Here is a 22,553-nt window from a genome sequence, read left to right on the forward strand (position 1 = left end):
GTGGTGCGGGCGACCGGATGAGGTCGCGGCGGCGGCCCGGGACTAGGGGTGATGCCGGGCCGCCGGTCAGGATAAGGCCTGGTGGCGTGGGTCAGGCAACGCTGTGTGACGCACCAGCCAGGGTGGCCACGAGGACCGCCTTGATCGTGTGCATCCGGTTCTCGGCCTCGTCGAAGACGACGGAGTGCTCGGACTCGAACACCTCGTCGGTGACCTCCAGCTCGGTGAGCCCGTGCCGCTCGTGGATCTCGCGGCCGACGGCGGTACCGAGGTCGTGGAAGGCCGGCAGACAGTGCAGGAACTTCACGTCCGGATTGCCGGTGGCGGCGAGGATGTCCATGGTCACGGCGTACGGGCCGAGCAGCGCGATGCGCTCGTCCCAGACCTCCTTGGGCTCCCCCATCGACACCCACACGTCGGTGGCGATGAAGTCGACCCCGCGCACGCCCTCCTTCACATCGTCGGTGAGCGCGATCCGGGCACCGGAGGCGGCGGCGAGCTGCCGGGCCAGCTCGATGATCGTCTCGTCCGGCCACAGCAGCCTGGGCGCGACGATCCGCACGTCCATGCCGAGGAGGGCGCCGGTGACCAGGTAGGAGTTGCCCATGTTGTAGCGGGCGTCGCCGAGGTAGGCGAAGGCGACCTGGGTCAGCGGCTTGTCGGTGTGCTCGGTCATGGTGAGCACGTCGGCGAGCATCTGGGTGGGGTGCCACTCGTCGGTCAGGCCGTTGTAGACGGGGACCCCGGCGTAGGTGGCCAGCTCCTCGATGACGCCCTGTCCGTGCCCGCGGTACTCGATGGCGTCGAACATCCGGCCGAGGACCCGGGCGGTGTCCTTCACGGACTCCTTGTGCCCGATCTGCGAGCCGGCCGGGTCGAGGTAGGTGGTGTGGGCGCCCTGGTCCGCGGCGGCGACCTCGAACGCGCAGCGGGTGCGGGTCGAGGTCTTCTCGAAGATCAGCGCGATGTTCTTGCCGCGCAGGTGCTGTGTCTCGGCCCCGGCCTGCTTGGCGGCCTTCAGTTCCGCGGCCAGCTCGACCAGGCCGCGGAACTCCTCGTCGGTGAAGTCCAGCTCCTTGAGGAAGTGGCGGCCGGCGAGGGCGGTCGGGACTGTCGCCATGGGGGGCTCCAGATGTGCTACGACTACAGGACCCTGGAAGTCTATACGAACTTTCACATTTTTATACGGCGTCTCGCTCCACGGGACAGCTCATGCACCGAGGGCCGCCGCGCCCCCGGCCCAGCTCGCTCCCCGGGATCTCGATCACCTCGATGCCCTGCTTGCGCAGGTGTGTGTTGGTTGTCGAGTTGCGCTCGTAGGCGACGACGACGCCCGGCTCGACGGCGAGCACATTGCAGCCGTCGTCCCACTGCTCGCGCTCGGCGGCGTGCACGTCCTGGGTGGCGGTCAGCACCCGGATCTCGCCGAGGCCGAGGGCGGCGGCGATCGCGCGGTGCATGTGCTCCGGCGGATGGTCGGTGACCTTCAGCTCCTTCTCGCCGACCCCCGGTTCGATGGTGTACGAGCGCAGCATGCCGAGCCCGGCGTACTGGGTGAAGGTGTCGCCGTCGACCATGGTCATCACGGTGTCGAGATGCATGAAGGCGCGCCGCTTGGGCATGTCGAGCGCGACGATGGTGCGGGCCGAGCCGGCCGCGAACAGCTTGTGGGCGAGCATCTCCACGGCCTGCGGGGTGGTGCGTTCGCTCATGCCGACCAGGACCGCGCCGTTGCCGATCACCAGCACGTCGCCGCCCTCGATGGTGGAGGGGTGGTCGGCCTGCCCCTGGGACCAGACGTGGAACGTCTCGTGGCGGAACAGCGGGTGGTGGCGGTAGATCGCCTCGAAGTGGACGGTCTCGCGCTGGCGGGCGGGCAGCCGCATCGCGTTGATGGCGACCCCGTCGTAGATCCAGGCGGAGGTGTCGCGGGTGAAGAGGTGGTTGGGGAGGGGCCCGAGGAGGAAGTCGTCGAGGTCCATCACATGGAAGCGCACCGAAGTCGGCTCCGCGTGCGCCTGAAGGAACTCCCGCTTGGTCATGCCGCCCACGAGCGCCTCGGCCAGCTCGGGCGCGGGCAGGGCGGCGAAGGCGGCGCGCAGATGGTCGGTGGCGAGGGGACCGTACTCCTTCTCATGGAAGACCCGGTCGAGGACCAGGGTACGGGCCTCGGGCAGTTCCAGGGTCTCGGCCAGCAGGTCGCCGAAGAGGTGGACGGCGACTCCGCGGTCCCGCAGGACGTCGGCGAACCCGTCGTGCTCGGCGCGCGCCCGGCGCACCCACAGCACGTCGTCGAAGAGGAGGGCGTCCTTGTTGCTGGGGGTGAGCCTTTTGAGCTCAAGGTCGGGCCGGTGCAGGATCACGCGGCGCAGCCGCCCGGCCTCGGAGTCGACGTGGTATGCCATGCCTCCATCCTGGCGGTAGCCGCCCGTCTTCACGCCCTTCTCGACCGTTTCCGCCCCTTCCTGTTCTCGTCTCATTGACGAGAACAGGAAGGGCTCGTATACGGCCGGCCGGTCTCACAACCGTGGGTCCACCGGCTCCGACTCCAGGGCCAGCACCCCGAACACCGCCTCGTGCACCCGCCACAGCGGCTCCCCGTCCGCGAGCCGGTCCAGGGCCTCCAGGCCGAGGGCGTACTCGCGCAGGGCGAGGGACCGCTTGTGGTTCAGGAACCGCTGGCGGAGCCTCGCCAGGTTGTCCGGCCGGGTGTACTCGGGGCCGTAGATGATCCGCAGGTACTCGCGGCCCCGGCACTTGACGCCGGGCTGCGCCAGTCGGCCGTCCTTGTTCCGGACCAGCGCGCCGACCGGCTTGACCACCATGCCCTCGCCGCCGCGGCCGGTCATCTCCAGCCACCAGTCGACGCCCGCGCGCACCGACTCCGCCTCGCCGGTGTCGACGTACAGCCGCCGGGTGGTCTGCAGCAGTCCGGTGCCGTCGTGCTCCACCAGCCGGTCGATCAGGGCCAGTTGCTCGTCGTGCGGCAGCGCGGCGAGGCTGCGGCCCTGGACGGCCAGCAGCTGGAAGGGCGCCAGGCGCACGCCGTCCAGGCCGTCCGTGGTCCAGCAGTAGCGGCGGTAGGCGGCGGTGAACGCGGCCGCGTCGCAGGCGCGTTCCCGCTGCCGGTCCAGCAGGCCGCCCACGTCGGCGCCGCGCGCCGCCGCGGCTTCCAGGGCGGCCAGTGCACCCGGGAACACCGCGCCGGACGCGGCACCGACAGCCGCGTACTGCGACCGCAGCAGCCCGGACGCCTTCAGCGACCACGGCATCAGCTCGGCGTCCAGCAGCAGCCAGTCGGTGCCGAGTTCGTCCCACAGGCCGGAGTCGGAGATCGCCGAGCGCAGCCGGCCGAGGATCTCCTCGGTCACCGTCTCGTCGTCGAAGAAGGGGCGCCCGGTACGGGTGTAGAGGGACCCGGTAGGGCCATCGACTCCGAAGCGCTTGCGTGCCGCCTCCGCGTCCCGGCACACCAGGGCCACGGCTCGCGAGCCCATGTGCTTCTCCTCGCACACGACCCGCTCGACGCCGTCCGCCGCGTACTGCGCGAAGGCCTCCGCCGGGTGCTCCAAGAAGTGTCCATCAGCGGCTCCGCCGCGGGCCTCCACCTGCGAAGTCGCCGTCGGTGCCATGGTCGGCGGCAGATACGGCAGCAGGCGCGGGTCGGTCGCGAAGCGGCTCATGACCTCCAGCGCCGCCGCCGCGTTCTCCTCGCGGACCGCCACCATGCCCGCGTGCCGGGTCTCCACCGCCCTGCGGCCGTACACGTCCGCCAGGTCCAGCGGCCGGCCGTCCTGACCGCCTGGCGCCTCGGAACGCAGCGGGCGCGTCGGCTCGTACCAGACCCGCTCGGCCGGTACGTCGACCAGTTCGCGCTCCGGCCAGCGCAGCGCGGTCAGCTTGCCGCCGAAGACCGCGCCGGTGTCCAGGCAGATGGTGTTGTTCAGCCACGTCGCCTCGGGGACCGGAGTGTGGCCGTAGACCACGGCCGCCCGGCCTCGGTAGTCCTCCGCCCACGGGTAGCGCACCGGCAGCCCGAACTCGTCGGTCTCGCCGGTGGTGTCGCCGTACAGGGCGTGCGAGCGGACCCGGCCGGAGGTGCGGCCGTGGTACTTCTCGGGCAGGCCTGCGTGGCAGACGACCAGCTTGCCGCCGTCGAGGACATAGTGGCTGACGAGTCCTTCCAGGAACTTCCGGACCTGGTCCTTGAACTCCTCGCTCTCCCCCTCCATCTGCTCGATGGTCTCGGCGAGCCCGTGGGTGTGCTGGACCTTGCGGCCCTTGAGATAACGGCCGTACTTGTTCTCGTGGTTGCCGGGCACGCACAGCGCGTTGCCCGTCTCGGCCATGGTCATCACGCGGCGCAGCACGCCCGGGGTGTCCGGGCCGCGGTCGACCAGGTCTCCGACGAACACGGCGGTACGGCGCTCGGGGTGCACGCCGTCGACGTAGCCCAACTTGGCCAGCAGCGACTCCAGTTCGGCGGCGCAGCCGTGGATGTCGCCGATGATGTCGAACGGGCCGGTGAGGTGGGTCAGGTCGTTGAAGCGCTTCTCGGTGACGACCGTGGCGCTCTCCGCCTCCTCGACCCCGCGCAGGACGTGCACCTTGCGGAAGCCCTCGCGCTCCAGGTGCCTCAGGGAGCGGCGCAGTTCGCGGATGTGCCGCTGGATGACCCGGCGGGGCATGTCGGCACGGTCGGTGCGGGCCGCGTTGCGCTCGGCGCACACCTCCTCCGGCATGTCCAGGACGATGGCGATGGGCAGCACGTCGTACTTCTTGGCCAGCTCGATCAGCTGACGCCGGGCGTCCTGCTGCACGCTGGTGGCGTCCACGACGGTGCGGCGGCCGGCGGCCAGCCGCTTGCCGGCGATGTAGTGCAGGACGTCGAAGGCGTCCCGGGTCGCGCTCTGGTCGTTCTCGTCGTCGGAGACGAGGCCCCGGCAGAAGTCAGAGGAGATCACCTCGGTCGGCTTGAAGTGCCGGCGGGCGAACGTCGACTTGCCGGAGCCGGAGGCGCCGACGAGGACGACGAGGGAGAGGTCGGTGACGGGGAGGGTCCGTCCCGTGCGGTTCCCGGTCATGCTGCCTTCGCCTCCTTCTCGGTGTCGTCGCGGTGGAACAGGGCCATCTGGGTGGGCGGTCCGACCTCGGGGTCGTCGGGCCCGACGGGTACGAACTCCACGTCGTATCCATGCCGTTCGGCGACCGTAGCCGCCCACTTGCGGAACTCCTCACGGGTCCACTCGAAGCGGTGGTCGCCGTGCCGGACGTGTCCGGCGGGCAGGGACTCCCAGCGGATGTTGTACTCGACGTTCGGGGTGGTCACCAGGACCGTACGCGGGCGGGCGTGCCCGAACACGGCGTACTCCAGGGCGGGCAGCCGGGGCAGGTCGAGGTGCTCGATCACCTCGCTGAGCACGGCGGCGTCGTAGCCCTTGAGCCGGTTGTCGGTGTAGGAGAGCGAGCCCTGGAAGAGCGTGACGCGGGCGGCCTGCCGCTCCCCCATGCGGTCCAGCTTCAGCCGCCGGGCGGCGATGGAAAGCGCCCGCACGGACACGTCGACACCGACGATCTCGGTGAACCGCACGTCCTTGAGCAGCGCCTGCACCAACTGGCCCTGTCCGCAGCCGAGATCGAGGACACGAGCGGCGCCGGAGGCACGCAGGGCGGCGAGGATCGCCTCCCGGCGCTGGACGGCGAGCGGGGTCGCCTTCTGCTCGGCCTCCGTGTCCGCGGCCTCCTCGGCCTCCGTCTCCTCGGTGTCCTCCGGGACCGCGTTGTCGATCTGCTCGACCTCGCTGTCGTCGGCCTCGGCGAGCCTCACCAGCTCCAGCCGCTCCCTGGCCTGCCGGGTCAGCGACCAGCGGCGGGAGAGATACCGGCTGGTGATCAGATGCTGCTCCGGGTGGCCGGGCAGCCAGCCCTCGCCGGCCCGCAGCAGCTTGTCGACCTCGTCGGAGGAGACCCAGTAGTGCTTGGCGTCGTCGAGGACCGGCAGCAGTACGTACAGATGACGCAGCGCCTCGGCGAGGGTCAGTGTCTGCGACTCCAGGACGAGACGCACGTACCGCGAGTCGCCCCACTGCGGGAACTTGGCGTCGAGCGGCACGGGGTCGGCGGTCACGGTCCAGCCGAGCGGCTCGAACAGCCGTCGTACGAGGTCCTGCCCGCCGCGGGCGGGCAGCGCCGGTACCTCGATGCGCAGCGGCAGCGGGGCGGCGGCCCGGTCGGGGCGGGCGGTGCACACCCCGCGCAGGGCGCTGGAGAAGACTCCGCTGAGCGCGACCGCGAGCAGCGAGGAGGCCGCGTACGGACGGTCGTTGACATACTGGGCGAGCGCCGCGTCGGGCGCGCCGCCGCGGCCCTTGCCCTTGCCCCGCCGGACCAGCGCGAGCGTGTCGATCTCCAGCAGCAGTGCGGCCGTGCAGCGCCGTTCGTCCACCTCGGGGTAGAAGACGTGCGCCGTGCCGTGGGACGTGGAGAACTTCTGCGCCTTGTCGGGGTGCTTGTGCAGCAGATACCCGAGATCGGTGGCCGGGTGGGCGGCGTCGCCGCGCGTGGAGATCGTCAGGAACACATGTCCGAGTCTTCCGGTATCAGTCCCCGCTGACCACCGGTTTTCCCCGCGCTCCTGCTGAAGTCGCCCCCCTGGTGCGGCTCATGACGCGTCGCCGATGATGGTGCGGGCCTTCCGCATCGCCCGTTCGTCGGCCGCCCGCATCGCGTCCAGCTTCTCCTTGTTCCTGCCGATGGCGCCCTTCTGGCTGCGCGCTTCGAGGGCGTGTACGGCCGGGACGTAGCCGGTGTCGAGCTTGCACCGGGCGTCGGCGGCCGCGGTCTTCCGCTCCTTGCCGGACGGCTTCTCGTGCCCGAACCAGCCGGCGTCCAGGGACGCCCTGTCCGGGTCGGAGTAGTGGAAGCCCTGCTTCCTCATGCAGTCCGACCAGGCGCGGTCGGCCTTCTTCCAGGCCGGGTCCTTGCTCGCTTCCTTGTGGGACGTGTACCACAGCTCCATGGCGAGCGAGTAATAGCCGGACAGCTTCACGCCGTTGACCTCTGCCGCGCGGGGCGGCGGGCCGTAGAGCTTCCGTGCCGCCTGGCCCAGGCAGCCGCCCTCGGGGATGGGATGGCCGTGCGCGACGTGGCTGTCTCCGGACTCGAAGGTGCCGGTGAGGGCGGCGTACTGGTCGGCGGGCCACTCCTGCGGCTGGCCGGAGCCGTCCGGTGTCCGGTTGTGGTAGCCGTGCTCGGACGCCAGGTCGGGGTCGACGACGCCGTACGGGCTGTCGTCACCGGGCAGGTCCCGGCTCGTGAACGTGCCCTGCCGGACGGGGTAGGTCGACTCGACGGACTTGGTGTCGAGCACCGCGAAGCCGGTGAAGCCCAGCCGGACCATGCACTGCTTCCCCAGGATCCACTGAGCCCTGGTGATGGCCTTGGTGCCGTCCGACGCGGGGTCCGGGAGGTAGGCGTGCAGCGGCAGCGCCGCCATGGTGTTGAGGCGGCCGGCCTCCTCGGCGCGGTCGTCGTGGCCGGCGAACTGGCAGGCCGACAGGGCGAACAGGCCGGTGAGGGCGAGAGGAAGGACTTTGCGCACCGGGTCATCCGATCAGGCCGGGATCACGGGCGCCGTGATGGAGCCCACAGTTCCGGCACATGCTGTCCATGGAAATGACGCAATTGCTCCCTGTGATCTCCACCATGGCTCCGGCGGCCCGGACCTGGTGAAGTGAGCCACCGTCAACTGACCACTGACTGAAGGGGGAACGATGACCTACGGCCATGGGGTGCGTACCCACAGGAGAACCGTCGTCGCGGCACTGGCGGGTGCCGTCCTGACCGCGGGGGTCCTCGCCGCCGCTCCCGCCCAGGCGGCCACGGCACCGCAGGTGTCGGCCCAGGGCGCGTACGCGCTGAACCCGGCCACCGGCAAGACGCTGTTCGGCAAGGCACCGGACGGACGGCTGCGCACCGGTTCCACGACGAAGATCATGACGGCGCTCGTGGCGCTGTCCCAGCCGCACCTGGACCTCAACCGCAAGGTGACGATCAAGAAGGAGTACACGGACTACGTCATCGACCCCACCACGCACACCCAGCGCTATTCGAGCGCCCACCTGATCCTCGGCGACTCGATGAAGGTGGGCGACCTGCTGTACGGGCTGCTCCTGCCGTCGGGCTGCGACGCGGCCTACGCCCTCGCCGACACCTACGGCAGCGGGTCGACCACGGCCCAGCGGACCACGTCGTTCATCGCCAAGATGAACGCCAAGGCACGCGAACTGGGCCTGACCAACACCCACTTCGACTCCTTCGACGGGGTGTCCAACGGCGACAACTACGCCTCGCCGCGCGACCTGGCGAAGCTGGCCGGGGCCGCCCTGAAGAACTCGACGTTCAGGAAGGTCGTCGGCACCAAGGTGTACGACGCCATGCAGTCCTACCGGCCGGGCGGCGGAACGCACGCGATGGCCCCGTGGGAGAACACCAACAAGCTGCTCAGCACCTACCAGGGCGCGATCGGCGTGAAGACCGGCTCCGGGCCGGAGGCACAGTTCTGCCTCGTGTTCGCGGCGACCCGCGGCGGCCGTACGGTCGTGGGCACGGTCCTCGCCGACACCTCGGTGGACCAGCGCTTCCAGGACGCGACGAAGATCCTGGACTACGGGTTCGCGCAGCGCGGCTGAGGTGAGCGGGCTGCCGCCGGCGCCGCGCACCGGCGGCAGCCCCTTCTCGCACCGACGGGCGGCACGGCGGGAAATTCGTGTGCCTCCGTGGCCGCGGCGCGTTACCGTCACCTCATGAACGTCACCGGCCGAAGCATCAGCGCGACCGCGCGAGCGACCAGCTCGCCGGTTGCCGCCGCCTGACGTCCCTCTCTCCACCGGCGACCGGAAAACGGCCCGTCGGTGTGACTCCGTGGCGTTCTCGCCTTCCTTCCCGGTGTGCTGCCGAGCGGTCCCGTTGTCCGGTGCCTTCCCCCGCCAAGACGCGAAGGAGCCACCCTCATGGAAACGGATCGGGTAATCCGCACGTTCATCGAGTACTTCGAAGAGCGCGGTCATCGCCGGATCACCGGCTCGACCCTCCTGCCACCACCCGGTGACCCGGTGCTGTTCACCACCTCCGGCATGCATCCGCTCACTCCGTATCTGGAGGGGCGCCCTCATCCATGGGGCAGGCGGCTGGTCAATGTGCAGCGCTGTCTGCGCACCACGGACCTGGAGGAGGTCGGCGACGCCACCCATCTGACCGTGTTCGAGATGCTCGGCACCTGGTCGCTCGGCGACTACGAGGGTCCGCAGAGTCTCGACTGGGGGTACGGGCTGCTCACCGAGGGGCTGGGGATCGATCCGGGCCTGCTGCACGCCACCGTCCATGGCGGCGACGAACACGTCGGCCCGGACACCGCTTCCCTGCGGGTGTGGCAGGACCGCGGTGTTCCCGTCGAGCTCACGGTGGAGGACAACTGGTGGTCCAACGGCCCGGTCGGCCCGTGCGGGCCCGACTCGGAGATCTTCCTGTGGACCGGCGACACCCCGCCCCGGTCGACGCCCACGCGCGACGACCGCTGGGTCGAGGTGTGGAACCACGTGATGATGCGGCATCGCCGGCTCGAGGACGGTTCCCTCGTGCCGCTGCCCCAGCGCAACATCGACACCGGGCTGGGCGTGGAGCGGCTGGCCTCGCTGCTCCAGGGCAGGTCGTCGGTGTTCGAGTGTGATGTCTTCGACCCCTGGCGCCGTCTCGTACCGACCCTGTGGCCCCTGGACGAACCATCGCTGCGCCTTGTCTACGACCATCTGCGCTCGGCCGTCGTGGTCATCGGCGACGGGATCCGCCCGGCCAACACCGGGAGGGGCTACGTCCTGCGCCGCCTGGTGCGCCGGGTGCTCACGGTGCTGTGGCGGGACGATCCGTCGCGCAGCCTCCACGACCTGCCGGACGAGCTGCTCACGCACACCCTCGACCGCTTCCGGCAGGACCTGGAATCCGCCGTTGTACGCCGTCTGCTGCTCGACGAGGAGCGCCGGTTCCGCCGGCTCCTGGAGCGCGGGCGGCAGGTGCTCGCCCGGCGCCGCTTCCACGGCCCGCTGACGGACGAGGACTTCCACCACCTCCACGACACGCACGGGCTGCCCCGCGATCTGGTCATGAGCCTGCGACAGGGATGACGGCGCGAGTGGCGCGGCCGTGGGTGGAACCGCCGGAGGTGGAACGGCCGGAGGCGCGCGGGGCCTTGAGGGCGACCGTGTCCCGCGCGGTCCGGCGCGCCGTGCGGGCCGGGCCGGACGGGCGGAACACGGCCATGTGCCATGCGTGCTACGACAGTTGGGACTGGACCTGGGCCGAGATCAGCTCCAGGTGGTCCAGGTCGTCGAGGTCGAGGACCTGCAGGTAGATCCGCCGGGAGCCGATCTCGGCGTACCGGCCGATCTTGTCGACGACCTCGGCCGGGGAGCCGGCCAGGCCGTTGGCCTTCAGCTCGTCCACCTCACGGCCGATCGCGGCGGCGCGCCGGGCGACCTCCTGGTCGTCCCGGCCGACGCAGACGACGAGCGCGTTGGAGTACGTCAGCGCGTCCGCGCCGCGGCCGGCCTCCTCGGCGGCCGCGCGCACCCGGCCGAACTGCCGCTGGCTGTCCTGGACGGAGGCGAACGGGATGTTGAACTCGTCGGCGTACCGGGCGGCCAGCCGCGGTGTGCGGGTCGCACCGTGGCCGCCGATGAGGACCGGGATCTTCTGCTGGGCCGGCTTGGGCAGCGCGGGGGACTCGGTCAGGTCGTAGTAGGCGCCGTGGAAGTCGAAGGTCTTGCCGGCCTGGGTCGCCCACAGCCCGGTGACGATCGCGAGCTGCTCTTCCAGCCGCGGGAACTTCTCCTTCGGGAACGGGATGCCGTACGCCTTGTGCTCCTCCTCGAACCAGCCCGTGCCGAGGCCCAGCTCCACCCGGCCGCCGGACATCTGGTCGACCTGGGCGACCTGAATGGCGAGCACGCCGGGCAGCCGGAACGTTCCGGCAGTCATCAGCGTGCCGAGGCGGATCCGCTTGGTCTCGCGGGCCAGGCCGGCCAGCGTGATCCAGGCGTCCGTAGGCCCGGGCAGACCGTCGGAGTTGCCCATGCGGAGGTAGTGGTCGGAGCGGAAGAAGGCGTCGAAACCAAGATCCTCGGTGGCCTTCGCCACGGTGAGCAAGGTGTCGTAGGTAGCCCCCTGCTGGGGCTCGGTGAAGATTCGAAGGTCCATACATCCATCCTGCACGCCGGCCACCCCGTCAACCTCGCCGGTACCTCCCGGCACGGCCGTCCCCGGTCGGGTGAAAATCGCCTGCGGGGCCCGGGGCGGCGGCGCGGAGCAGTGACCCACTCGGGTGATGATCGTTGGGACGTCGGAGCCGGACCGACCGGCGCCCGCGCCGTACGGTGGCCGCCGTCGCGCGTCACCGCGCCGGCCCTGCGGGGCCGAGGCCGAGGAGGCCGTCATGTCCGAAGAGAGTGGCTCTGCCGGTCAGCGTGCCGGATCCGCCGGTCCGCCGAAGGGGCTGCTGGAGCAGATGGAAGAGCTGATGGCGGCGTTGAACGCGGATCTGTCGGAGTTGGCTGATCTGCACGGCGGCCAGAGCGGTGCCAAGGAAAGCGAACTGGGCTGACCCGCCCCTGCCGTGTCGCCCTCGCCTACAGGGCTCCCGACGGGCTGTTCTGATTGCCGTTCTCCTGTAAGGCCTCCTCCCGTGCCGCCAGCTTGCGCAGCATCTCCAGGACGCGGTCGCGCGACTCGTCGGCCGCGTCGATGGCCTCCATGCACTGCCAGTACGTCGTCTCGTCGGCCGCGGTGCTGGCCATGCCGACCAGGGCTATGCCGACCTCGCCGAGCAGACCCCCGAGGCAGAGCAGGGTCTCGCGGGCGTCGTCCAGCTCGGTGAGCTGGGCGGCGCGCAGATCGCCCAGGTCTATCTCGGGCGGGTCCAGGACTCCGCAGCCCCGGCCTGCCAGTTCGGTCAGGCCGAGTGCCTCACCGCGCAGCTCGGGCGGACCGGAGACGGCGAGCCTGCTGCCGATGGCCTGGGCCAGGGCCTGCGCCTGCCACACCTCCGCCATGATCTCGCCCGCGTCGGCCGCGCCCGCCAGGGCGCGCCTGCTGGTGAGGATGAGCCGAATCGCGTCCATGCGTCGCCCCCGTCCTTCCGCGTGCTTCCCCGCACGCCTTCGTGAACTTCCCTGTTCACTACCCAGAGTGAAGGCGTGTAGGGCGAAAAGCCAGAGGTGAGGGGAAATTTGTGGACAACAATTCGGATTCGACGGGCGAATTGAATGCGGAGAGTAATAATGGAGTTCAGGATTCCGGCAGTTGACGGTCCTGCGCCCCGTCTTCCGGTCCCGGCGCCGGGAAGCGCTGTTCGTTGCGAGCGATCTTGGCGTCCAGGGCGGTCAGCGGGTCGATGCCGAGGACGTCACAGAACTGCAGGAGATAGGCGAGGACGTCGGCGACCTCGTCCGTGACGCGGTGCGCGGTGCCGGGGTCGGCCATCACACGGGCTGACTCCTCCGGGGTCAACCACTGGAAGATCTCGACGAGTTCGGAGGCCTCCACCGAAAGGGCGGCGGCGAGGTTCTTGGGTGTGTGGTAGGGCTGCCAGTTCCGTGCGGCCGCGAACGCGGCGAGTCTGCGCTGGAGTCGGGCCAGGTCGAGAGGTTCCGTCACGTGTCCAGGTGTACCACTGACACGCCCCCGACCCCTGCGGCCCACGAGGCGTCGCTCACCGCGCCCACGCACCGGATATGCCCGCGCTCGCCCATCCGGGCCGCCGTGCGCAGCAGTTCCCGGCGCTGGCACGGGTCGAGGCCGCGGTCGAATCCGTCGGCGAGGACGGTGAGGGTGCGCAGGGCGTCGGGCACCTCGCCCGGCGCGTCCAGGGCCAGGACACCGGGTCCGGTCAGCAGCACCAGCGTCAGCGCGAGATAGCGCAGCTCGCCGTCGCCGAGCCGAGCCAGTTCGGTGCGCGGGCCCTCGCCGCGGTCGAGCAGGGCCCGTACCGTGCCGTCCGGCAGCGGTTCGGCGACCAGGTCGGTCACCGGGCCCGCGCTGCCCGCGTGCAGTGCCTCGACCAGCAGTCCGTGCCGGCGGGCGCACTCCGCGCGGGTGCGCCACAGCACGTCGGCGAGGTTGTCGCAGCCGGGCAGCAGCCGGCCGGAACCGGTGGGGACGGGCGTGCGCATGCACTCGGGGCGCGGGTCGCAGGGGAAGACCGACCGCAGCGCGACCACCATCTGCTCGGCCGCGGCGAGCACCTGGCGCTGCCCGTCCGTCTTGCCGGCCACCCGCAGCGGCAGCAGCGCGGTACCGAGGCGGTCGTCGGGGAGCGGGGCGCGGGTCACCGGGGCGGAGCCCGCGGTGTGCCAGGCGGCCTGCACGGTCCGGCGCCCGGGGTCACGCAGCGCGGTCTCCAGCAGCACGACCCCGCCTGCGGTCAGCCGCTCCCCCACGATCCTGCAGTCGGGCTCGGCCTGTACGGCGATGTCCAGCCGGACCGGCCCCTCGGCGCCATCGGCCGTACACCCGATCCGGAAACCCCGCCGGCCGTCGGCGTCGGGGCGCGCCCGCTGCGGCACACAGGCGACCGGGTCCGGGAACGCCTCGTAGAGCGAGGCTCCGCCGCCGAGCCGGGCGAGCGCCTCGTACGCCGCGAGCGCGGTCGTCTTCCCCGCGCCGCTGCGCCCCGCGAACAAGGTGACGGACCCCAGCGGAAACCCGGCCCGCCGATGCCCGGCGAAGGCCGACAGCCGCAGCTCGGTGATCCTGGCCCGTACGTCGAGGGGGCTGCGGGACTGCGGGGGGACGGTCGCGGCGGACACGTCGGCCGCGGGAGGCTCAGCGGACACGGAGGGCACGGCCATGTCCGGACGGTAGAACTCCGCCGACCCGACGAACCGTTTTCGCGTCGGGGCCTTCCTACGATCGGGTGGTCAGGCGGGCACCGGCGAGGCCGGGGGCACCCGGTCGAGTGACGGCGGGCGACCGACGCCTCGGCGGAGGCCACCGACCGGCGGGGCGGCCGAGAACCCGGCGGCGAGGCCGGACACGACTCCCCCGGCGCACACCACCGCACGGCCGCCGCTCCCGCCGCTGCTGCCGAATCACACCGGCCGCTTACCGGCCGACCGCCGCGGCTCCCGCCGGCCGCGGGCAACCGACCGCACGCCCAGGGAAGCCCAAGCCACCCGCTCATCCCGAACACCACGGGCACGGCCACCGCAGGCACCCGCACTCGACCGCCAAACGCCTCCGCCCAGCCGCACCGGCGCACAGTCCTCTGCCCAGCCGCACCGCCGCAGGTAGCCACGCTCAACCGCCGCAGGCATCGCCCCAGCCGCACCGGCGCAGGCACCCGCACAGCCGCACCGCTCGGATGCCTCTGCCCAGCCGCACCGCCACAGGCAGTCACACTCAACCGCCGCAGGCATCGCCCCAGCCGCACCGCCTGAGGTACCCGCGCTCGACCGCCACAGGCACCCACTCAGCCGCACGCCCGGATACCTCCGCCCAGCCGCACCGCCGCAGGTAGCCACGCTCAACCGCCACCGGCATCGCCCCAGCCGCACCGACGCAGGCACCCGCACAGCCGCACCGCTCGGATGCCTCTGCCCAGCCGCACCGCCTGAGTTGCCCACGCTCGACCGCCACAGGCACCCACTCAGCCGCACGCCCGGACACCTCCGCCCAGCCGCACCGCCGCACAGTCCTCCGCCCAGCCCGCGAAGGCACCAACGCACCCTTCGGGCAGCCGAAAGGCGTGCACCGTCTCCGCCGCTCAAGCACTCATTCACTCAGGCACTCAGCCCGACGACGCCCGCACAGCCTCGCTCCGCCCGGGGCCCCCGGTTCAGCCGCCGGAGGCGCCCGCGCCCTCCATCAGCCCGCTGACCTCGGTGCCGGGCGGGGTGAGAAGGAACACATTGCGGTCGACGCGGTGCATCCCGCTGCCCAGGCCGAAGACCACGCCCGTGCTGAAGTCGAGGACACGCTTGGCGACTTCGGTCTCCGCACCGGACAGATCGAGCAGGACCGGCGCGCCCGCCATCAGGGTCTCGGCGACCTCACGGGCGTCCGCGAAGACGTTGACCCGAAGGACCACGAACCGGCGCCGGGTCTCCGTCTCGGCATCCGGCAGCGAGCGGTGGTTCACCGCGGACGGCCAGGCGTCGCGCCCCCGCAACGGCACGACCTGGGCGAGCCCTTCCCACTGTTCATCGGTGACGTCGTAACGGTTCACCGGCTCCCCCCGACCTGACTCGCACTCCATGCCTGCACCAGCCAATTCTTACGCCAAGTCACCCGTTCGGCCCAACAGCGACACACTGCGCGACCGATCCGGTGCCAAGCCGTCCGGAGTGTCAGTGACCTGCGGCACATGCGCGAATAAAGATCGCCTCTTACCTCTCTCATACCGTCCTCTTGACCCCGGGCCACTTGTCGGCCATCCGCCGCCGCTAGCGTCCGGTCCCGTGCACTTGGCAGAAACACAGCAGGTGACACCCGGCCGGCGGACGCAGTCGGCGGTGTCCGCCGTCCCGGTCGCCCGGGCCGAGGTTCACGGGGCTCCCGCGCAGTGGCATCGCGTACTGACGCTGCTCGCCGATGTGAGCCTGTTCATCGGCACCCGCACGGTGTGGACGCAGGCGGCCACACATCGTCTGGCCCTCGCGGCTGTCATCTCCGTCTGCTACGCGTCGATCCTGGTGACCGGCGTGCTCACGCTGACGGTCCGCCGGGCGCGCTCGCTGGCCCGGCTGGACGTGATCGTGCTCGTGACCGCGATCGCGCTCACCCTGTGCACCTGGGCGCTGAACCACACGGGCGGCGACGAGGCGGTGCTGACCACGCAGGCCGCGAAGGAGATGGTCCACGGGCACCAGGTGTACGACCACGCCTGGCCGTGGCTCTTCCGCCTCAAGGGCGTCGCACTGACGGCGACGACCACCGGCGGCTACGACTTCACCTACGGCTATCCCCCGCTGACGCCGCTGCTCACCGCGCCCTTCCTGTGGCTCGGCCACAACGGTGCCCCGGCGACGGCGGCGGTGACCGTCGTGCTGATCGTCGGCACGGTCGTCCTGTGGCGGCTGCTGCCTGCGCCGTGGCGCTCCGCGGCCACCATGCTCTGCCTGGGCTTCAGTTTTCTGCCGATGTACGCACGTCAGGGCTATCCGGCGATCGTCGGCCTGGTCCTGCTGGTGCCGGTGGTCGTGCGCTGGACGCGGTTCGGTGCCGGGGGCCGGCTGGCCGCCGCCGGGATCGCGCGGGCCGCGTGCCTCGGCGCCGCGTGCGCGGCGCAGCAGCTGCCGTGGTTCGTCACTCCGTTCCTGCTGGCCGGTATCTACGCCGTGCGCCGTGGCGAGCTGGGCGGGCGCGAGGCCGCGCGGGTGGTGCTGCGGATCGCCGGGATCGCGGTCCTCACCTGGTTGCTGATCAACGCCTACTTCGTGGTGAGCGAGCCGGGTCCGTGGCTGGAGGGCATCGCGCTGCCGCTGACGCAGGGCGCGGTGCTGCACGGCCAGGGCCTGGTGGGCATCTCCCTGTACTTCACCGACGGCAGTGACCGGCTCGACTGGTACAGCCACGCGAGCATGCTGCTCGCCGCGGCCCTGCTGGCGCTGTTCGTGCTCTTCGTACGGCGGCTGGGCCCGGCCGCGACCGTGCTGCCCTGGTGTGCCTTCTACCTGGCGACCCGGTCCCAGGACGGTTACTACCTGATGATGACGCCGCTGTGGCTGGCGGCGGCGATCACCGTGCCCCTGTCGGACTTCTCCCAGGCGTGGCAGCCGCGGCCCCGCCGGCTCACGGGACGGCGCCGCCGGCCCGCCCTGGTCGGGGCCGTGGCGCTGCTGGTGCTGCCCGCGCTGGTGAGTGCGACCCTCGCGGTGACGGGCAGACCGCCGCTGTCGATGGACATCACGGCGGTCCGGCACCCCTCGGCGGGCACGGTCTCCACGATGACCCTGAAGGTGACCAACACGGGCGACTCCGCGCTCACCCCGTACTACATGATCACCACCGGTCAGGGCATGAACCGGTACTGGTCGCAGGTGCACGGCCCGGCCACGATCCCCGCGCACACCACGGCGACCGTCGAACTCCGGGCGCCGTCCGGCAAGTTCACGGTGCCGGCGAACAAGGGAACCCGGATGCGGCTGCGCGCGTTCACGGCGGCCCCGCAGACGCTGTCCACACGGGATGTGAAGCGGGCCGAGCTCGACGGCTAGCCATGGCTGACGTGAGGCCTAGCCAGGGCTGACGTCAGGCTTTCGTACGGGTGAAGCGCAGCGCGGCCGTCACGGTGGTCAGGCCGCGCATCATGCCCAGCTGGTTCCAGCCCATGCCGAACTGCTCGCGGTCCACGCTGAACTCGGCTTCCAGGGTGAGCGCGTCGGCGGTCGCGCCGGTCAGGCGCGCGGTGAGGGTCACCGGCCTGCTGATGCCGCGGACGGTCAGCTGACCGGTGACGCGGACACCGTCGCCGTCGAGGCGGTCGGCACCGCGGACGGCGAAGGTGATCTCCGGGTGGTTGTCGGCGTCGAAGAAGTCGGCCGAGCGCAGATGGGTGTCCCGCTTGGCGTGCTTCGTGTCCAGGGAGGCGGCGTCCAGGGTCACCGTGCCGATGGCCGAGCCGTCGGGCCTGACCTCGCCCGTGCCGGTGACGGTGGTGAACGCGCCCTTCACGGTGACCAGGCCCCACATGGTCTTGTGCCGCAGCCCCACGGTGGACGCGGTCGGGTCGAGCTGCCAGGTGCCTGTTTCCACGGCGACGGTCATGGTCGTACTCCCGGATCGAGTGATTCAAATTTGGATGACCTCATCCGGGCCCACGCTAGCCCCTCATCCAAATTTGAACAACCCGCTTATCCAAACTTGAACAATTATCTCGTCCAAATTTGGACCACAGGTAGACTCGACGCATGTCCGCACCCGACACGCACCCCGCCGACCAGTTCGTCTGCCCCGCCGCGGGGAGCGGGCTGCTGCCCGCCGAGCTGCGCGCGTGGATGGTCCTGCTGGCCGCGACGGGCGCCGTCGAACAGCGGCTGCGCTCGGTCGTGAAGGAGACCCTCGACGTCTCCCACGACGAGTTCCTGATCCTGTGCCTGCTGGCGGAACAGCCCCGCACCGGACTGCGCATGACCCAGGTCGCCGACCTCCTCGGCCGCCCCAAGACCCGGCTCACCTACCAGATCGCCTGCCTCCAGCGGTCCGGTCTCGTCACCCGCACCTCCGTGTGCGGCGACAAGCGCGGCGTGCAGGTCGCCCTCACCGACAAGGCACGCGAGCTGCTGGGCGAGACCTCCGCCCTGCTCGCCACAACCGTCCGGCAGGCACTCGCCGACTCGATGGGCGACGAACAGCGCGCCGCCATGTGCGCGCTGCTGCCGGACCTGGAGACCGAGCCCGCCGGCGACCGACCGGACCTGGAAACAGAGCCGTCCGGCGACTGAGCGGCGCAGATCACAAGCGCAAGTGGAGAAACCTCACAGGCGATTGTCATGACCGGCTTAACCGGCCTGCCCTAGCATCCGAGCCATGACGGTCCTGCCTGACGACGGGCTCTCACTGGCCGCCGAGTTCCCTGACACGACGCATGAGCAGTGGCAACGCCTGGTCGAGGGTGTGCTGCGCAAGTCGGGCAAGGAAGTCTCGGGCTCGGCAGCTGAGGACGCCCTGTCCACGACGCTGGAGGACGGGCTGCGCACCCGGCCCCTCTACACAGCGCGCGATGACGCACCCGACCCCGGCCTGCCCGGCTTCGCCCCGTATGTGCGCGGCGGCCGCCCCGAGGGCAACACCGCGGGCGGCTGGGACGTACGGCAGCGGCACACCGCCCTCGCCGACGGCGCCGTGCTGGCCGACCTGGAGAACGGCGGCACCTCGCTGTGGCTCGTGCTGGGCGAGGGCGGCTTCCCGGTCGAGGGGCTGGGCCGGGCGCTGGAGGGCGTCTATCTCGACCTGGCGCCGGTCGTCCTGGACGCGGGCCGGGACACCGAGCGGGCCGCCGAGGCGCTGTTGCGGCTGTACGCCGACAAGGGCGTGGACGCCACAGCCGTACGCGGCAATCTGGGCGGCGACCCACTGGGGTACGAGGCCCGTACCGGCACCGCCCTGGACTTCGCGCCGTACGCCGCGCTGGCCGCGAGCTGCGCCGAGCGGTACCCGGGTCTGCGCGCCCTCACCGTCGACGCGCTGCCGTACCACGAGGCGGGCGGCTCGGCCGCGCAGGAGCTGGGCGCCTCGCTCGCCACCGGTGTGGCGTATCTGCGCGAGCTGACCGAGGCGGGGCTGAGCGTCGAACAGGCCGCCGCGCAGCTGGAGTTCCGCTACGCGGCCACCGCCGACCAGTTCCTGACCGTCGCCAAGCTGCGCGCCGCGCGCCGGCTGTGGGCCCGCGTCGCCGAGGTCTGCGGGGCCCCGGGTGCGCAGGTGCAGCACGCGGTGACCTCGCCGGTGATGATGAGCCGCCGCGACCCGTGGGTGAACATGCTCCGCACGACGGTGGCCACGCTCGCCGCCGGGGTCGGCGGTGCCGACTCCGTGACCGTGCTGCCGTTCGACCACGCGCTGGGCCTGCCCGACGCGTTCGCCCGCCGTATCGCGCGCAACACCTCCACGATCCTCATCGAGGAGTCCCACCTGGCCCGGGTCATCGACCCCGCGGGCGGCTCCTGGTACGTCGAGCGGCTCACCGACGAACTCTCCCAGGCCGCCTGGGAGTTCTTCCGGTCGATCGAGCGCGACGGCGGCCAGGCGGCCGCCCTGCGCTCCGGCCGGCTGCGCACCGACCTCGCGACGACCTGGGCGGAGCGCTCCAAGAAGCTCGCCAAGCGGCGTGAACCCATCACCGGTGTCAGTGAGTTCCCGCTGCTCGCCGAGAAGCCGGTGGAGCGTGCGCCCGCGCCCGAGCCGCCGTCCGGCGGGCTGCCGCGGGTGCGCCGGGACGAGGCGTACGAGGAGTTGCGCGCCCGCTCCGACGCCCACCTCGCGGCGACCGGCTCCCGCCCCCGGATCTTCCTCGCCACGCTGGGCTCGGCCGCCGACTACACCGCGCGCGCCACGTTCGCCGCCAACCTCTTCCAGGCGGGCGGCATCGAGCCGGTCACCGAGGGGAGCTTCGCGGACAGCGGTGCCACCGAAGCCGTGCTGTGCTCCAGCGACGCCCTGTACGCCGAACAGGCCACGCAGACCGCCGAGTCGCTGCGCGCGGCGGGCGCCCGCCATGTGTCCCTCGCGGGCCGGGGCGACTACGCCGGCATCGACTCGTACGTCTTCGCGGGTTGCGACGCCACAGACGTCCTGTCCGCGACCCTCGACCGCATGGGAGTGTCCTGATGGGAATCCCCGACTTCTCCGGCATCGAGCTGGGGACGCCGGCCGCCGACGGCAGTGCCGAGGAATGGCGGGCGGCCGTCGAGCGGGCGACCGGGAGCGAAGAGCCGCTGTGGGAGACCCCGGAGGGCATCCCGGTCAAGCCGCTGTACACCGGCCGTGACCTGGAGGGCCTGGACTTCCTGGGCACCTACCCGGGCATCGCGCCGTATCTGCGCGGGCCCTACCCGACGATGTACGTCAACCAGCCCTGGACCATCCGCCAGTACGCGGGCTTCTCCACCGCCGAGGAGTCCAACGCGTTCTACCGGCGCAACCTGGCGGCCGGCCAGAAGGGCCTGTCGGTCGCCTTCGACCTGCCCACGCACCGGGGCTACGACAGCGACCACCCGCGCGTGACCGGTGACGTCGGCATGGCGGGCGTGGCCATCGACTCGATCTACGACATGCGGCAGCTGTTCGACGGCATCCCGCTGGACAAGATGACCGTGTCGATGACGATGAACGGCGCCGTGCTGCCGGTGCTCGCGCTGTACATCGTGGCGGCGGAGGAGCAGGGCGTACCGCCCGAGAAGCTGGCCGGAACCATTCAGAACGACATTCTGAAGGAGTTCATGGTCCGCAACACCTACATCTATCCGCCGAAGCCGTCGATGCGGATCATCTCCGACATCTTCGCCTACACCTCACAGCGGATGCCCCGCTACAACTCGATCTCCATCTCCGGCTACCACATCCAGGAGGCCGGCGCGACGGCCGACCTGGAGCTGGCGTACACGCTCGCGGACGGCGTCGAGTACATCCGCGCGGGCCGGGAGGCGGGCCTGGACGTGGACGCCTTCGCACCGCGTCTGTCCTTCTTCTGGGCGATCGGCATGAACTTCTTCATGGAGATCGCCAAGTTGCGGGCGGCCCGGCTCCTGTGGGCCAAGCTGGTCTCGCAGTTCGAGCCCAAGAACACCAAGTCCCTGTCCCTGCGCACCCATTCGCAGACCTCGGGCTGGTCGCTGACCGCGCAGGACGTGTTCAACAACGTCACGCGTACGGCCGTGGAGGCGATGGCGGCAACCCAGGGCCACACCCAGTCGCTGCACACCAACGCCCTCGACGAGGCACTCGCCCTGCCGACCGACTTCTCCGCGCGCATCGCCCGCAACACCCAGCTGCTCATCCAGCAGGAGTCGGGCACCACCCGGGTCATCGACCCGTGGGGCGGCAGCGCCTACGTGGAGAAGCTGACGTACGACCTCGCCCGCAAGGCCTGGGCGCACATCCAGGAGGTCGAGCAGGCGGGCGGTATGGCGCAGGCCATCGACGCGGGCATCCCGAAGCTGCGCGTGGAGGAGGCGGCGGCCCGTACGCAGGCGCGCATCGACTCCGGCCGGCAGCCGGTGATCGGCGTCAACAAGTACCGCGTGGACAGCGACGAGCAGATCGAGGTCCTCAAGGTCGACAACTCCGCCGTACGCGCGCAGCAGATCGAGAAGCTGCGGCGGCTGCGGGAGGAGCGGGACGAGCAGGCCTGCCGGGACGCCCTGGACGCGCTCACGCGGGCGGCCGACGGCAAGGAGAACCTGCTGGAGCTGGCCGTGCACGCGGCCCGCGCCAAGGCGACCGTCGGCGAGATCTCCGACGCCCTGGAGAAGGTGTACGGCCGGCACGCGAGCCAGATCCGTACGATTTCCGGCGTGTACCGCAACGAAGCAGGCCAGTCCCCGAACGTGGACCGCACCCGTGCCCTGGTGGACGCCTTCGAGGAGGCCGAGGGGCGCCGGCCGCGCATCCTGGTCGCCAAGATGGGCCAGGACGGCCACGACCGCGGCCAGAAGGTGATCGCGACTGCCTTCGCCGACCTCGGCTTCGACGTCGACGTCGGCCCGCTGTTCCAGACGCCGGAGGAGGTCGCCCGGCAGGCGGTCGAGGCGGATGTGCACGTGGTCGGAGTGTCCTCACTCGCGGCGGGCCATCTGACTCTCGTACCGGCGCTGCGCGAGCAGCTGGCCGAGGAGGGCCGCGAGGACATCATGATCGTGGTCGGCGGGGTGATCCCGCCGCAGGACGTGCCGACGCTGCTGGAGATGGGCGCCACGGCCGTGTTCCCGCCCGGGACGGTGATCCCGGACGCGGCGTACGACCTGGTGAAGCGGCTGTCGGCCGACCTCGGCCACGAGCTGTAGGGC

At 71.2% G+C, this 22,553-nt stretch carries 18 protein-coding genes; 7 read left to right on the forward strand and 11 right to left on the reverse strand.

What is annotated here, in order from left to right:
* Positions 1–91 precede the first annotated feature (91 nt).
* The 5 genes from argF to M878_RS59505 all read right to left on the reverse strand — a co-directional run bounded on the left by argF (position 92) and on the right by M878_RS59505 (position 7,600).
* Positions 92–1,120 (reverse strand): ornithine carbamoyltransferase, encoded by a 1,029-nt coding sequence (gene argF / locus M878_RS59485; RefSeq protein ID WP_023546007.1) that lies wholly within the window; start codon positions 1,118–1,120, stop codon positions 92–94.
* Positions 1,121–1,181: 61 nt separating this feature from the next.
* Positions 1,182–2,405 (reverse strand): arginine deiminase, encoded by a 1,224-nt coding sequence (locus M878_RS59490; protein ID WP_031224620.1) that lies wholly within the window; start codon positions 2,403–2,405, stop codon positions 1,182–1,184.
* Positions 2,406–2,519: 114 nt separating this feature from the next.
* On the reverse strand, positions 2,520–5,084 hold the full coding sequence (locus tag M878_RS59495; RefSeq protein WP_023546009.1) for a polynucleotide kinase-phosphatase: 2,565 nt from the start codon (positions 5,082–5,084) through the stop codon (positions 2,520–2,522).
* Positions 5,081–6,580 carry a 3' terminal RNA ribose 2'-O-methyltransferase Hen1 gene (locus M878_RS59500; protein WP_023546010.1) on the reverse strand — a complete coding sequence of 500 codons (1,500 nt, stop codon included), beginning with the start codon at positions 6,578–6,580 and terminating at the stop codon, positions 5,081–5,083. Before M878_RS59500 ends, M878_RS59495 begins: the two co-directional genes overlap by 4 nt.
* Before the next feature lie 81 nt (positions 6,581–6,661).
* On the reverse strand, positions 6,662–7,600 hold the full coding sequence (locus M878_RS59505; protein ID WP_023546011.1) for a hypothetical protein: 939 nt from the start codon (positions 7,598–7,600) through the stop codon (positions 6,662–6,664).
* Between the two features lie 172 nt (positions 7,601–7,772).
* On the opposite strand from M878_RS59505, the gene M878_RS59510 reads away from it, so the two are divergent.
* Entirely contained in the window at positions 7,773–8,690 is a 918-nt protein-coding gene (locus tag M878_RS59510) for a D-alanyl-D-alanine carboxypeptidase family protein (protein ID WP_023546012.1), read from the forward strand.
* Between the two features lie 321 nt (positions 8,691–9,011).
* Positions 9,012–10,178, forward strand: a complete 1,167-nt coding sequence (locus tag M878_RS59515) for an alanine--tRNA ligase-related protein (RefSeq protein ID WP_023546013.1) — start codon at positions 9,012–9,014, stop codon at positions 10,176–10,178.
* Positions 10,179–10,326: 148 nt separating this feature from the next.
* On the opposite strand, the gene M878_RS59520 is transcribed toward M878_RS59515, so the two are convergent.
* Complete coding sequence (locus M878_RS59520; RefSeq protein ID WP_023546014.1) at positions 10,327–11,250, reverse strand: LLM class F420-dependent oxidoreductase; 924 nt, start codon at positions 11,248–11,250, stop codon at positions 10,327–10,329.
* A 235-nt stretch (positions 11,251–11,485) separates the two neighbouring features.
* Between M878_RS59520 and M878_RS98290 the strand changes: the two genes are divergently transcribed.
* Positions 11,486–11,653 carry a hypothetical protein gene (locus M878_RS98290; RefSeq protein WP_023546015.1) on the forward strand — a complete coding sequence of 56 codons (168 nt, stop codon included), beginning with the start codon at positions 11,486–11,488 and terminating at the stop codon, positions 11,651–11,653.
* A 25-nt stretch (positions 11,654–11,678) separates the two neighbouring features.
* Here the strand turns inward: M878_RS98290 and M878_RS59525 are convergent, their stop codons facing one another.
* The 4 genes from M878_RS59525 to M878_RS59540 form a co-directional block, all read right to left on the reverse strand.
* The gene (locus tag M878_RS59525; RefSeq protein ID WP_023546016.1) at positions 11,679–12,170 is read right to left on the reverse strand and encodes a DUF6099 family protein; all 492 of its coding nucleotides are present in this window, start codon (positions 12,168–12,170) and stop codon (positions 11,679–11,681) included.
* A gap of 166 nt (positions 12,171–12,336) precedes the next feature.
* Entirely contained in the window at positions 12,337–12,705 is a 369-nt protein-coding gene (locus M878_RS59530) for a nucleotide pyrophosphohydrolase (protein WP_023546017.1), read from the reverse strand.
* The gene (locus tag M878_RS59535) at positions 12,702–13,898 is read right to left on the reverse strand and encodes an AAA family ATPase (RefSeq protein ID WP_023546018.1); all 1,197 of its coding nucleotides are present in this window, start codon (positions 13,896–13,898) and stop codon (positions 12,702–12,704) included. The genes M878_RS59530 and M878_RS59535 overlap by 4 nt, the downstream gene beginning before the upstream one ends.
* A gap of 986 nt (positions 13,899–14,884) precedes the next feature.
* Positions 14,885–15,304: a cell division protein SepF gene (locus M878_RS59540; protein ID WP_037730095.1), complete on the reverse strand. Its 420-nt coding sequence runs from the start codon at positions 15,302–15,304 to the stop codon at positions 14,885–14,887.
* A 202-nt stretch (positions 15,305–15,506) separates the two neighbouring features.
* Between M878_RS59540 and M878_RS59545 the strand changes: the two genes are divergently transcribed.
* Positions 15,507–17,264: a hypothetical protein gene (locus tag M878_RS59545; RefSeq protein ID WP_425347894.1), complete on the forward strand. Its 1,758-nt coding sequence runs from the start codon at positions 15,507–15,509 to the stop codon at positions 17,262–17,264.
* A 34-nt stretch (positions 17,265–17,298) separates the two neighbouring features.
* Here the strand turns inward: M878_RS59545 and M878_RS59550 are convergent, their stop codons facing one another.
* The gene (locus M878_RS59550; protein WP_023546021.1) at positions 17,299–17,814 is read right to left on the reverse strand and encodes a YceI family protein; all 516 of its coding nucleotides are present in this window, start codon (positions 17,812–17,814) and stop codon (positions 17,299–17,301) included.
* A 143-nt stretch (positions 17,815–17,957) separates the two neighbouring features.
* On the opposite strand from M878_RS59550, the gene M878_RS59555 reads away from it, so the two are divergent.
* From M878_RS59555 to scpA, 3 genes are all read left to right on the forward strand, one after another.
* Positions 17,958–18,491: a MarR family winged helix-turn-helix transcriptional regulator gene (locus tag M878_RS59555; protein WP_023546022.1), complete on the forward strand. Its 534-nt coding sequence runs from the start codon at positions 17,958–17,960 to the stop codon at positions 18,489–18,491.
* Between the two features lie 85 nt (positions 18,492–18,576).
* On the forward strand, positions 18,577–20,376 hold the full coding sequence (locus M878_RS59560) for a methylmalonyl-CoA mutase family protein (RefSeq protein ID WP_023546023.1): 1,800 nt from the start codon (positions 18,577–18,579) through the stop codon (positions 20,374–20,376).
* On the forward strand, positions 20,376–22,550 hold the full coding sequence (gene scpA, locus M878_RS59565) for a methylmalonyl-CoA mutase (RefSeq protein WP_023546024.1): 2,175 nt from the start codon (positions 20,376–20,378) through the stop codon (positions 22,548–22,550). The genes M878_RS59560 and scpA overlap by 1 nt, the downstream gene beginning before the upstream one ends.
* The last annotated feature ends 3 nt before the right edge of the window (positions 22,551–22,553 follow it).

The organism is Streptomyces roseochromogenus subsp. oscitans DS 12.976 (genome assembly GCF_000497445.1).
GTDB lineage: Bacteria > Actinomycetota > Actinomycetes > Streptomycetales > Streptomycetaceae > Streptomyces > Streptomyces oscitans.